The organism is Vibrio kyushuensis (assembly GCF_050337325.1).
Taxonomy (GTDB): Bacteria; Pseudomonadota; Gammaproteobacteria; order Enterobacterales; family Vibrionaceae; genus Vibrio; species Vibrio kyushuensis.
Genome location: NZ_JAKJSV010000005.1, coordinates 74,733 through 86,930 on the forward strand (window position 1 = coordinate 74,733; position 12,198 = coordinate 86,930).

10 protein-coding genes are annotated in these 12,198 nt (G+C 41.7%); 1 reads left to right on the plus strand and 9 read right to left on the minus strand.

Annotated elements, in window-relative coordinates:
• Positions 1–81: 81 nt before the first annotated feature.
• The 7 genes from L4D20_RS11930 to L4D20_RS11960 all read right to left on the minus strand — a co-directional run bounded on the left by L4D20_RS11930 (position 82) and on the right by L4D20_RS11960 (position 6,581).
• The gene (locus tag L4D20_RS11930; RefSeq protein WP_428801814.1) at positions 82–933 is read right to left on the minus strand and encodes a hypothetical protein; all 852 of its coding nucleotides are present in this window, start codon (positions 931–933) and stop codon (positions 82–84) included.
• Positions 923–3,304, minus strand: coding sequence for a fimbria/pilus outer membrane usher protein (locus L4D20_RS11935; protein ID WP_428801815.1), 2,382 nt, complete (start codon positions 3,302–3,304; stop codon positions 923–925). Before L4D20_RS11935 ends, L4D20_RS11930 begins: the two co-directional genes overlap by 11 nt.
• Complete coding sequence (locus tag L4D20_RS11940) at positions 3,301–3,984, minus strand: fimbria/pilus periplasmic chaperone (RefSeq protein ID WP_428801816.1); 684 nt, start codon at positions 3,982–3,984, stop codon at positions 3,301–3,303. The genes L4D20_RS11935 and L4D20_RS11940 overlap by 4 nt, the downstream gene beginning before the upstream one ends.
• A gap of 59 nt (positions 3,985–4,043) precedes the next feature.
• Entirely contained in the window at positions 4,044–4,535 is a 492-nt protein-coding gene (locus tag L4D20_RS11945) for a Csu type fimbrial protein (protein WP_428801817.1), read from the minus strand.
• 132 nt (positions 4,536–4,667) lie between these two features.
• Positions 4,668–5,324 carry a response regulator transcription factor gene (locus L4D20_RS11950; protein WP_428801818.1) on the minus strand — a complete coding sequence of 219 codons (657 nt, stop codon included), beginning with the start codon at positions 5,322–5,324 and terminating at the stop codon, positions 4,668–4,670.
• A gap of 238 nt (positions 5,325–5,562) precedes the next feature.
• Positions 5,563–6,000, minus strand: a complete 438-nt coding sequence (locus L4D20_RS11955) for a hypothetical protein (RefSeq protein WP_428801819.1) — start codon at positions 5,998–6,000, stop codon at positions 5,563–5,565.
• Between the two features lie 155 nt (positions 6,001–6,155).
• Complete coding sequence (locus tag L4D20_RS11960; RefSeq protein ID WP_428801820.1) at positions 6,156–6,581, minus strand: glycine zipper family protein; 426 nt, start codon at positions 6,579–6,581, stop codon at positions 6,156–6,158.
• A 181-nt stretch (positions 6,582–6,762) separates the two neighbouring features.
• Here L4D20_RS11960 and L4D20_RS11965 point away from each other — a divergent pair, with 181 nt between their 5' ends.
• On the plus strand, positions 6,763–7,407 hold the full coding sequence (locus L4D20_RS11965) for a LysE family translocator (RefSeq protein WP_428801821.1): 645 nt from the start codon (positions 6,763–6,765) through the stop codon (positions 7,405–7,407).
• 89 nt (positions 7,408–7,496) lie between these two features.
• Here the strand turns inward: L4D20_RS11965 and L4D20_RS11970 are convergent, their stop codons facing one another.
• Together L4D20_RS11970 and L4D20_RS11975 are read right to left on the minus strand one after the other, a co-directional pair.
• Positions 7,497–9,020 carry an HD domain-containing phosphohydrolase gene (locus tag L4D20_RS11970; protein WP_428801822.1) on the minus strand — a complete coding sequence of 508 codons (1,524 nt, stop codon included), beginning with the start codon at positions 9,018–9,020 and terminating at the stop codon, positions 7,497–7,499.
• A 117-nt stretch (positions 9,021–9,137) separates the two neighbouring features.
• A complete protein-coding gene (locus tag L4D20_RS11975; RefSeq protein ID WP_428801823.1) occupies positions 9,138–12,005 on the minus strand; it encodes an ATP-binding protein in 2,868 nt (955 codons plus the stop codon).
• Positions 12,006–12,198 lie beyond the last annotated feature (193 nt).

Consider the following 12,198-nt stretch of genomic DNA (forward strand, 5'->3'; position numbering starts at 1 on the left):
CAGTAGGAATCGATGTCTTCAACGTGTGAAAGTAGAAGCTAACCAGAACGTTTAGCTTCTACTCGCTTTGGGTCCGTTCAGCTATTTAGCACTGACAGTTAAGGTGAGTTGATCGGAATATTTTCCGGCATAAGCTCGGGGTTGTGGATCAACAATAATGGAGAAAGGAATGTTGCTATATCGATTGGACGGAATATTGGCTACATTCATTTGAATGGATTGTTTTGGTAAGAAACGTTGACCATTTAATTTTATCTTATAGTTAATTTTGGCTCGCCGAAGGGTTTCGTGTTGTAGTTTCCCTTCCTTACTACTTATACGAATTTCTACTAGAGCGTTACTCTTAAGTGCCAGTTGGATATCTCTTTGGACTCCATGCGTCATTTCTCCGAGATCGACTCGATAATTATTACCACTTTGACTTAGCCAAGATTCGGAAGCAGTCGGCACTTTCATTGACACAACTGGAATAGAGTTATACTTCAATTCCACGAATCGAGGAGGTAATTGCATCTTCTCTGGAAACTTAGTCTGTAATCTCCCTGAATATTTACCCGTTGGAGAGAAACCAGCAGTGGGAAGCCTTAGCCATAATTTGGTTATTCCGTCTGGCTCTAAGGGAAGAATATAGCGGCCACCAGAAAGAGTGGATAGAGGTATAAAGTTTGCGTCCATTAAGATACCATCAAGGCTATGCGATGCACTTTTTAGCTGGACAGTATTGGAAGAGACAGGCTTTAGGGTCAGATTATTCACACACTGTCTTAGCGCACCATTAACCTCAATGGTTCCGGGAATCCAAGCAGAGGTTGAGTCGTCCCTAAATTCTACTTTATTGGACTCGAAGCGAATATTCGATGTCCCTTCACAATCTGCGTATGCTGTAGAGCTTACAATGATAGTAATCAGTGTCATTAGTATTTTATTCATCATTATCCTCCTTGGGCTGCAATATCAAATCATCTAGATAGATTAGTATTGGGTCATTTTCACTAACGATAATTTCACCTAGCCAGGGGCCAAGTTTGATTTGGTATGTGCCGGATGAAATGCCATCAATAACGAACCGTCCCGTACTATTAGTAAAGATGGACATTGAATAGCCTTCTTTGTTAGAAGCTAATCCAGCATATAGCGCGACAGGCTCACCAGTATTCGTAAGTGCGGTCGCAATGATTGTTCGAGTGGCATCTGAGCCGATAGTCAATATGTGTGTCGTCAGCGAACCGGGTTTGTAGCGCTCAATACCGGAGCCTAAGCTATAACCGATAGGGGCATCAGGCACTGAATAGGTGAGTGTATTCAATTGATGGTTTCTAGATAGAGGAATGACATTACCAATGGAGGATGTCGCTATTGCTTCTGGCTGATTAAGTTGGTTTGGGTTGATTTGTACATTACTACCAGCTAATGAAGGATGCACGTCAACCAACACGTTTGAGCCTACACCATTACGACTCCAACCCCACTTATTATCAGCCACGGTTAATGCTGTCGTCATGCTTCCATAGAACTTGGTATCTCCTTCGCTATAATCGGGCTGTATATTTTCGACGTCGATTTGCCCACGCCATCGATTTGCATTGTATTCAGTACGAGCTAGATAGCTTTTATCAGACTCTCTATTCGAGGCACTGACTTCATAACCCCAACCACCAACGACATTGTCGCTGTATTTTCTAGCCTCTAATCTGGTTTCTTGTAATTTACTATTGTAACTGGCACCGAGGCGGTGCTGACTATTGAGGATGTCATAAAAAAACTCCATGTTAATGTAGCCGCTAAACTCATTACTTTCATTATCGGTGCGCGTATATTCTCCGGTTAGACTGACTCTCCAGTTACTATTACGCCACGCTAATTTGCTAGAAGCATCGTATTGTTTACCTAGGTCATTGTTGTCTTGGTAACTGGCGTAGAAACTGGCGTCCCAACTTTCATTAATGTACCACTGATAATCAGTACGGAAACTGTTGTAAGTGCTTTCGTTATTGGCTGCCCAAGGTGTCGAATTGAACTGCTCTTGCCACTCATAGCTAATACGAAAATTAGGCGAACCAAAGTCTGAGCTTCCAAATATTTGTTGACTGTAATCTAGACTAATTGCGTGACCAAATTTTTCGTCAATGTTCAAAGGACTATAGTTTGCAGAAGTACGCATCGATATATTGCCAATATCACTCCCATTCACTATCGATACACCTGCAAGGTAGCCATCCTGATGTGTAAGGGCATTAGTCCCTATTGTCCATTTATCGGATAATCCATATTCATAAAAACCGATGAGTATTCCTTGATCACTGTATTCAAGGGTTTGGCCAACCTGAGCGCGTTCTACACCTGCGGAGAGTGAAAAATCTAATAGACCGGCTTTTAGCAGCTGTGCATTGTAGAACTGACTGTAAGTTATCTCTTCGATTCGACCCGACGTATAGCGAATGTCGAGACGGATGTCATTGGTACCATTGGTTAAAGGTAAGTCATCCAATTCGTATCGCCCCGGGGCGAGCCTAATACGAGACACACGAATATCATTGATATATATAGTGACTTCAGCGGATTCTTCGAGTTCAAGTGATTGAGTCCCGCTATTTCTAAGTTGGCGATAGGGTTGAATCTTCTGGTAGGCTCTATCCCATGTTATTCCACCTAATGTTAGCCCAGGTAAATGACCGGAAGTAATAGGTTCCACATCCCCCAAAGACACTCGCCATGGCGAAGTAAGATGGTCGTAAAATAGTTGTGTTGGCCCACGGTAAAAGTTTGAACCATCGTTATTGTTTCCGTATATGCGGTAGGTGGCATTGATACCGTCAGCTCCTCCAATGTTTGCACCTCCAAGTAACTCTAATGATGAATCTTCTCTTTCGGCGTTGGCGTACTGCTGATGAGATATATTCATACTATTTTGCCAGCTCCAACGACTAGCCGTTGAGTAGGGTTCATTCGAATGATCACTGGAGTCGATTCCTACACGTTGAATAGAACGAGCCGACGATGCGATTTTCATATCTACTTGCAGTGTTTGTGGGTTTAGTTCGAGATGAACCCCATACTTTGTAAGTTCTTGAGGGGTGACTGTATCTATAGAGTCAAGCCAACTTATCGTGTCTTTACTTAAAAAGCGTGAGAGGCGGTTTATTAATTGGCTGGTGGGGAAGTAGAGAATTCGGACGCCATCGGTGGCAATGGTTACATCTGTTATGTACTGCCCGTCTTGGTTCAAGGGCAGGTCGATAACCCAATCACCAGCCTGAGTTAATTGGCTGAACAACAGTAGAAAAATGATCAATCTTGCATTCATGGGAGTATGACTTTGACCGATGTAATCTCTAGTTGCTGAATATTCCAATCATCTTGTATCGGAATCTGAACCTCTTGACCGGGTATTAGGTAATTAGTTGTACTGTAGTTTCCGACATCCTCCCAGCTTAGAATCTTGTTACTATTGTTGTTCACAAAATTAATGGTAGACCCGTAAAAGTCAGCTAAGCCATTACCTATATTTTTGATTGATAGAATATCTTCATCAATACCTGCAATTAAAAGAGGTTGAGCTCCATTTGGACTGACAAATGCCAGAGTCGCGAAATTGAAGAGTAGCTCTAACCCAGACTCTTTATTTTCGTATTGAAGTGGTAGCTGTTTGAAGACAATTCGGTATGAGATTGATTGGTTTATAGGCTCAGATCCTAAATACCTCACTCGAAAAAACTGAAATTGCCCAGGCTCAATAAATGCCTGCGGGGGCATAATAATAAAGTCGCGTTCAGCGACCTCTAAAGCCTCATTGTCACCAAATGTAACGTGTCTTCTTTGAGCTAGAGTTTCTAGAGCAAGTGGTTTGTCACTTGTATTTTCAATTCGGAATCCAGCTTGAGCTAAGTTGCCTGTAGATTCAAACTTTTGCACCATGGGCTCAACTTGAAATGCTAAAACCAATTGTGGTGTCATTAGAAGTAGGAACAGAAATAGTACTTTCATTCTCTTTTCCTTTAGAAGGGAAAGCGCACCTAAGTGCGCTTAATATGCGATTTTAATCTTTAGTTTGCAGCGACATTAATGGTGATCGTATCCTTATAATCTCCGGCGTACTCTCTTCCATTTAAGGTAGGCTTAACGGTAAAGGTGTGGTCTATTTCGTTGTCACCATCGCCAATACCGTTCCAATCAAGTATTTTAAAGATGCGACCTTCTTCTGAACCACTAGTGAAATCAAAAGTGTGCCCACCAAGCGTTAATTCATATGGAATGGTGTATGTAGATAAACCGTGTTTAGCTTTTAGAGCACCTTTATTTTTTGATGAAATTGAAGTGGATAGCAAGCCTACTTTGTAATTACACCAAACATTAATGGTTGCGTTACTTTGTTCGCCTCCAGCCATTATGTCTATAGCGCTGTTACCCTTCGAACCGACTGTACAGCGTTTATCTACGGTGCCTTCTAGATCCCATGTTGTACTACCAGTATTGCCATTGGCTAATACGGAAAATGAAGAAAGAACCAATGCGGATAATAAAATTGCCTTTTTCATGATATTGCTCCTAGCAGTGAACTGTGACTGTTTTCAATACCTAAAGTACAAGTATCGGGTTATCCAGTCGTCACTCTAAAGTATGATGAAAACAATCCTTTAGGGTTATATTTGAGTGATGTATCTTAAGGCTCATTTTGGAGATAGAATGCTTTTCTTATTTATTTGCTGCGCAAGCAAGATACCTTGTAGTTCACTCCTTGAATGGACGCTGAGTTTGTTCAAAATTCGAGATACGTGTGTTTTAACAGTATGAATACTGATAAATAGGTGATCAGCGATTTCTTGATTAGTTTGCCCACGTACGAGTAAGCGGGCTAGTTGTTGTTCTCGAAGCGTCAAGTCCATATTAGCTAAAGCAAAGTCTGTCATTTCTTCAGAAGATATGGATTGGGATTGATATTTTCGAATAGCAAATGCAATGATATGTCTTGAGTACCAAATCTCCCCAATAAATAGTGAGCGTAAGACTTGAGGGTACTGATCAATACTAAGGTTAGATTTTACAATTCCAGAGAAACCATCCATCAAACTTTGCATTTGTGAACTAGCGTTTATTTCTGGCGATACATTTAACCAGTATCCTGATTCGAGATTTGTATCAGATATATCGCCAAGACTCTCAGAATCATAGATTATTACAAGATTCGTATTTGGACTGTCGTTAAGTTCATGGCGTATTGTTGATCTACGTTGAACTAATATTGAAGTAAATGATATTGAAAGCTGAATCTTCAGTTTTTTCGCATATTGATCATTGTTAGTTATGATAATGACTTCATACTGCATACGTACTCTCCATTGAGCTTGTTACTGTCCATGTAAACAATAAGAGAGTACCTCAAAAGTAGTATTGCGGAATATGAAGTTTGACGCACATTTAAACTAACTTGATTGCTGCGCAGTGATCTATATCACATCTGGAATATCTTGTGGGGTGTTATGGGGTTTAGGGTATGAGGCATTAGGTGTGAGGCATGAGTAGGGTTACTAAGACTGTTTTTAGCGGTGCAAGTAAAGAACTAGCCTATGGCTCGGAAAGAGTATCCGACAATTCCCAAGACCCTGAATAGTGATTAAACAACGTTTGGCAAAATTGAAGTTTTTCAGCTTCCGTTAAACCAAGCATAAACTGATAGGTCGCGTTCTCACCGAGCAATAAGTATTCATTATCGATATGTGGGGCAACTTGTTGGTATTTAGGTGGCAAATGTACTCGTGTGGCGAATATTTGAAAGAGTGAATTGTCGACTTGTTTAAACGATTCACCGGAAAGTAATGAAAGGCCGCATGCAGTGAAGTTCCCTCGGTAGTATGAAAATGCTTGTTCATGAGTCAGTTCATTTTGAGCCGCTTCTTGGAAATATCGATCGGCAGGCGTGTTTGCTCTACTAAAACTAGCAATCTGTAAAAGAAGACAGGCAGCAACTATGATTGGAAACAACATTCTGTAGAGGTTACTCATAGACACTCGTTTAGCGATAAGGATTATAATGGATATCCGGTGTTATTGATGGAGGTTTAATCACTCGTAGAGCGGGGGAGAACTACGAATGATTAGCGCTTCAGTTTTCGTTTTTTATAGTCAATTTGACGTTGTGCAGACTTGGTAAGCGTTAATTAGTTTAAGGCAACAAAGTGTTTGTCTGTCATGCAGTTACGTAACACAGTTTGGTAAGCTTGTTGGTTTTGTTGTTGCGATGCGTCGGCTGCGCGATTGCCTTTTATTCGTCCGCTAACTAAACCAATAGCAGCACCTGTTTTAGCAGCATCAGAGCCAGAATTTCCACTGATCGCCCCAACGGCTGCACCAGCCGCCGCCCCTTTTGCTGCACCTGATACGGCAGAACCTTTGTTTGTGGCTTCGGCTTTTTGAGTCGTATTGGCAATATCTTGGCATTCGTCAAGCTGATCAACGGCTTCTTCTTGTGAAATATTATCGTAGTCGAAGATTAAATTAGTCGAAACATCCGTCACGACGCCACCATCAGCGAAAGCGGTGTTAGACATTAATAGCAAGGTAGCAATGATGTAGTGTTTTTTCATAATGGCTTCTCAATCGTTAGGACGAATTTATTAAACCAAACCCATGGATTACATTCTGATACTGATGAATGTTAAATTTGAGACTGAACTTTATCCATCAACTTCATTTTCCAGTAGCAATTATTGATAGAACTGGTTATTTTGAATCTAATCTCTTTTAACAAGCCGTTGCTATCAGCCCATGCTAATTTTAAATATCGAAGCGTTTATTCTCGCCATTACCATTCTAACGTTGACGCCAGGGTTGGATACAGCAATGGTGATTAGGAATACTTCAAGAGGTGGTTTAACCGATGGCGTAGTAACCAGTTTTGGTATTTGCAGCGGTCTCTATGTACACGCTTTGTTTTCTGCAATTGGTATTTCAGCGGTATTGGCTCAATCAGCCGAACTTTTTCAAGCTGTAAAACTAGTCGGTGCGGGCTATTTGATTTGGCTTGGCATTAATAGCTTGTTAGCGATGAAAAATAGCCACTCGTCGCTCGGTGTGAATAATGTAACGGCGAGCAAAGTAGACTCTTTACGTTCGCTAAGAGAAGGATTCTTATCGAATGTCTTGAATCCCAAAACCGCAGTGTTTTATCTAGCGTTCCTGCCACAGTTTATTGATCCACAAGGTTCTGCATTGATACAATCTCTGTTTATGGCGACCATCCACTTTGTGATTGCTATGCTTTGGCAGTGTGGTTTGTCTAGTGTGTTGTCCCGAGCTAAATCACTGTTAACAAACGAGCGATTTTTGAAATGGATGGAAGGGACAACAGGTGCTGTGCTGGTCTTTTTAGGTATTAAACTGTTGTTAGAAAAGTCGGTAGTTGAACCTTAGTCTCAAGAGATACCAAGAAGATTATAGGATTTTAAAGTGGCAATAATTGTTACATTGTCACCTCTCTCTAGGCCAGCTAAGGAAAGACCTTAATCGTTGCTGTATTTTTTGTTGATCTCTAGTGCGACTTCTAGGTTATCAAGTAAGGTTTCGACAACGTGCTCATCGAGATGTGTCCCTTTTGATTCATTGAGTACCTTCACAACATCCTCAATCGGCCATGCTGGTTTGTAACATCGTTCATGGGTTAATGCGTCGAACACATCGACGACGGCGATAATTCTAGCTTCAATGGATATGTCGTTACCTTTTAGTCCTTGAGGGTAACCAGTACCATCTATTTTCTCATGGTGTTCATGGGCGATCATTGCAGCTGTTTGTAAGATCTTTCGCTTTGAGCCCGCTAAAATCTTGTATCCGATCTCAGCATGTTGTTTCATTATCTCCCATTCTTCAGCATCCAGCTTACCCGGTTTAAGTAGCACAGCGTCTGGAGTGGCGATTTTACCCACATCATGCATCGGGGCGGCTTGTTTCAGTAGCTGAGCCTTTTCTTCAGAGTGGCCGAGCAGCAAACAAAGCTCATAGCTTAGTTCAGACATGCGTCGAACGTGGTTACCCGCTTCATGGGATCGAGACTCGACGACATCACCAAGCCGATAGATAAGTTCACCTTGGGTATCAATAATCTCTTGGCTGAGGAAGAGGTTTTCAAAAGCCAAGCTAACACTATAAGAAAAAATGGTGAGTAACTGGCTCTCTAGCTCGGTAATCTTGCGTGCCCCTTTCAAGTAGAGCAAACTCACTGCACCGGAACTTGTGGCAAAGTACCCGACGAAAATATCCCCATCAATAACACTTTTTTCTTCTTTTAACGCTCTTTCTAGGTAACTCAATACATGCGTATCAGTGACTTCTTGTTCTTCGTCTCCGATTTGTGCCAATACTCGAAAGTTCTCTTGCCCTTCCATAATGGTTGTTAGACCACGAACACTGACAAGCATGCTTTGTTCGTTCATTCGCAAAAGCGATAGAACTTGCTGAAGTATTCCATTGGAAAACGTATTGAGTGTATTTTGCTGAAAAATTACAGCTGTTGATTGAATGACACGCTCTAGGCCATGACGATAATTGACTTCAAGTTGCCGCGCACGATCGATTTCTACGATATCCCGATAGGAACGAATAGCGGTAAACACGGTAGTGAACAGTTTCTGACTTGTAAGTTCGGTCTTTTCTTTATAATCATTAATATCATACTCAGACACGACAGAGTGTTCAGGTGCTTGACCCGGCTGACCAGTACGAAGCACTATCCGGGTTTTATGGTTCCCTAAGTCTTGCCTTGTCCAGCGAGCGACTTCAAGACCTGCTTCTTCTGTTTCCATGACGACATCAAGGAAGATAAGTGCGATGTCTTCAATTGTCGACAATTTCTCTTTGGCTTCAATCCCTGAGTGTGCATGGTGAAACTCAAGAGGGCGTTCGTCTAATTTGAACCTTTTTAAAACTAACGTTGTGACCTGATGGATATCGGGGTCATCATCAACAATGAGCACCTTCCACGGCGGTAGGTCTTTCTCTTCAAGCTCTCGGAGTAGTTTTAATGGCATTGCAAATACTCCCTGCAATTTAAGTGTCTTATATGGGTATAGGCAAAGACTAAGCGAATTACAAGCCATCTACTTCCAGTAAAAAACAGATACGGAAAGTGTTTAATCCAAGTGCTTTTATTTAGTGACATGCTTTGGAATTTCCATTGAAAATTTGAGCCCCTGTCCCGGAGCCGTATCAATATGAACTTTGCCACCCAGTTTTCTCGTTATTAACGTATGGATTAAATGGGTACCGAGCCCACTACCACCTTGATTACGCTTAGTGGTAAAGAATGGGTCGAACAGACGCTTAGTCGATTCTTCGTCTAACCCCATTCCGTTGTCACTGTAGACTAGAGAAAAATGGTCATTATTGTCTGTTGCGACGAGTTTGATTTCACCGATTTGGTCAGGTTCAAAAGCGTGAATCAGACTGTTCATGATTAAGTTAGTGACTACTTGAGACAGAGCCCCTGCATAGGAAGAGCAATAAATCTCTTTTGGGCATACGACTTCAAGTTTATGAGGTGACTTTTTAAGCTGCGGTCGAAGGGAGAGTAAAATTTCATCGATGTACTCCTGAAGGTTAAACTCTCTTAATTCATCGCTAGATTGGTCAACCGCTATTTGTTTGAAGCTGCGGATCAACTCTGAGGCGCGTTCATTATTTTTATGAATAATGACTGCGGACTCGTTGCATAATTCGAAAAACTCCAATAGGTCAGACTCACTTAAAGTTTCGTCGTTATACGCTTTAGTTAAGTGTTTTACCTCTTCTTGTAGATTAGAAGACGCAGTAACACAAATACCAATGGGGGTATTAATCTCGTGCGCCACACCTGCGACAAGCATACCAAGTGACGCTTGCTTCTCTTTTTCAACTAGTTGAGATTGCGTCTCTTGCAGCTGCGTCATTGCTTGTTGCAGTTCAGACGTTCGTTCTTCAACCTGAGACTTGAGTTGCTCGTTGTATTGCGTAGCGAGGTTCTCTTTCTCTTTGGCATAATTCAGTTGTTTACGTAGCTGGTTTGGGCTGATCTTTAATTGACCAAGCAATTGGCTATAGGTTTGTTCTAGTTGTTGTTTCTCGTGTTGATTAAAGAGAGAGGACTCTTGAATAATGATGTGGGCCATTGCTGAACCTGTCGCACCACTTAATTGACGTTCAGCCGCTTTTTCTAAATTGGCTAGCTCAAGAGTCGTTACCGTCGATTTATCTTTTAGATGAGTGGTGTCGAGTACTTTGTCTGTTCTACTCAACGCATCGGCGATCGAGAAATATTGCCCAAAAATTTGCACTAATATTTCCAGTTTAGGCTGAAGTGGAATATCAGAAGGGAGATCAAACTCCTCTTGCTCTTCTTCTGTTTGCTCGTTAGTCATGTTCTCAATAAACTCAGCGTTATATCGAACTTCTTCTCTGCTCTCTCGAAAGAAAATACTACCAAAAACGATACCTGAGATATTGGCAACCATAGACCAAAATGCGCCGTGGCTGACTTTGTTCATCACTGAACCAAATAAGTGCTCAGGATGAAGCCATTCGATATCCCATGGGCCAGATTCAAGAATAGAAGCATCAATCCAACCACTATTCATTATCGCTGGAATAAACAAGCAATATGCCCAGACAAGAAAGCCTGCTGAGATACCAATAATCGCACCTTTTGAATTTACATCTTTCCAAAAAAGGCCAGTAATCACCAAAGGCAGAAACTGCAATACGGCACAAAATGAGATCATGCCCATGTTGACGAGCATGTAGGATTCGCCAAGGAATAAATAGAAGGCTTGTCCAGCACTAAAAACGAGGAAAACCGCAAACCAACGAATCTGTAGAAGGTAGCTACCGAAGTTGTGATTCGGTGCAAGCTTTCTAAGAGTTGGTAAGGCCAAATGGTTACTGAACATGGTGGACAACGTCATACCCGACACCATCAACATCGCCATTGAGGCAGAAAAACCACCAATGAAGACTAAAAGGGTTAAAGCGTGTTGGCTCTGGCTAAGTGGGAGAGTCAACATATAGGTGTCAGGATTTTGTGGACCAAGCAATAACAGACCCGCAGCGGCAATGGGCATTGCAAACATCGTCATTAAAAATAGATAGACGGGTAGTAGCCATTGGGTTTTTTTGATGAAATCTAAGCGGGCATTTTCAACAACCATGACATGAAATTGCCTTGGTAGCATGAAGAAAGCGGAAGCGGCCAAAATAGTATAGCTTGTCCATGTCATGAAAGAGGGCGTTGTCGCCATTTTATTGGCTGATTCAGGCTGTGTTGTCATTAACCTCGTAAATATTTCTTGTGGGCTATCAAACAGAATAAAACAGACAAAGAAACCAACAGCAAGCATTGCGATTAGCTTGATCACGCCTTCCACAGCAAGCGCTAGCATCATCCCGGGGTGGCGTTCGGTTGGATCAATATGTCGAATACCAAAGACGATAGTGAAAATACCGACCCCTAACCAAATTAGCCAGGTAATGCTGCCTGAACCGGATGCTCCGATATTTACAGTATCAACCGCTGTTGTCAGGCCATTAGTAGGGGCATCGCCTAGTAGTACGTAAATAGATTTGTTGATCGCTTTTAGCTGCAGTGCAAGGTAAGGAATGATCCCTATCATGGCCACAATAGAGCATAATCCGGCGAGAAATAGACTGCGATTAAAACGAGCAGACAGAAAATCGGCAATGTTATTAATGTGATAAGTCTGTTTTATTCGAAGAATACGTTTCAATATTGGATACAGAACTAACATAAGCAATGTCGGGCCAAGATAGATCGTATAAACGATAATACCGCTGCGAGAGGCTAGGCCAACACTGCCGTAAAAGGTCCAACTGGTGCAGTAAACGGCGAGAGAGAGAATGTAAACATAGACACTAGAAGAGAAAACCTTAGCCTTTTTACTTTCAGACTCTGCCCAGTTTGCTATGAAGAACAGCACACCCACATAGGTGAGAATAATTAGTACTAAATAACTGGTACTGATCATGTTCTTACCTAGTTAGCCATTTCAACGTTAGAATAACAACGAGCCAGCTGACCAGTAGTGAGAGCGTTAGAGTAGCAACTGAAAAGCCAATATCAGTCACTATTGGCCAAGAAATAAGAATGAAGGAAAGAAATAACAATAAGATTCTTAATGCCGTATTACTGTGTAGAGTTGCTAGCATGCCAAGTACCTC

Excerpts from the sequence above, each read along its gene's own strand:
- L4D20_RS11955 (WP_428801819.1), bottom strand. The coding sequence starts at position 6,000 with ATGAGTAACCTCTACAGAATGTTGTTTCCAATCATAGTTGCTGCCTGT.
- L4D20_RS11935 (WP_428801815.1), bottom strand. The coding sequence starts at position 3,304 with ATGAATGCAAGATTGATCATTTTTCTACTGTTGTTCAGCCAATTAACT.
- L4D20_RS11975 (WP_428801823.1), bottom strand. The coding sequence starts at position 12,005 with ATGATCAGTACCAGTTATTTAGTACTAATTATTCTCACCTATGTGGGT.
- L4D20_RS11950 (WP_428801818.1), bottom strand. The coding sequence starts at position 5,324 with ATGCAGTATGAAGTCATTATCATAACTAACAATGATCAATATGCGAAA.
- L4D20_RS11960 (WP_428801820.1), bottom strand. The coding sequence starts at position 6,581 with ATGAAAAAACACTACATCATTGCTACCTTGCTATTAATGTCTAACACC.
- L4D20_RS11945 (WP_428801817.1), bottom strand. The coding sequence starts at position 4,535 with ATGAAAAAGGCAATTTTATTATCCGCATTGGTTCTTTCTTCATTTTCC.
- L4D20_RS11970 (WP_428801822.1), bottom strand. The coding sequence starts at position 9,020 with ATGCCATTAAAACTACTCCGAGAGCTTGAAGAGAAAGACCTACCGCCG.
- L4D20_RS11965 (WP_428801821.1), top strand. The coding sequence starts at position 6,763 with ATGCTAATTTTAAATATCGAAGCGTTTATTCTCGCCATTACCATTCTA.
- L4D20_RS11930 (WP_428801814.1), bottom strand. The coding sequence starts at position 933 with ATGATGAATAAAATACTAATGACACTGATTACTATCATTGTAAGCTCT.
- L4D20_RS11940 (WP_428801816.1), bottom strand. The coding sequence starts at position 3,984 with ATGAAAGTACTATTTCTGTTCCTACTTCTAATGACACCACAATTGGTT.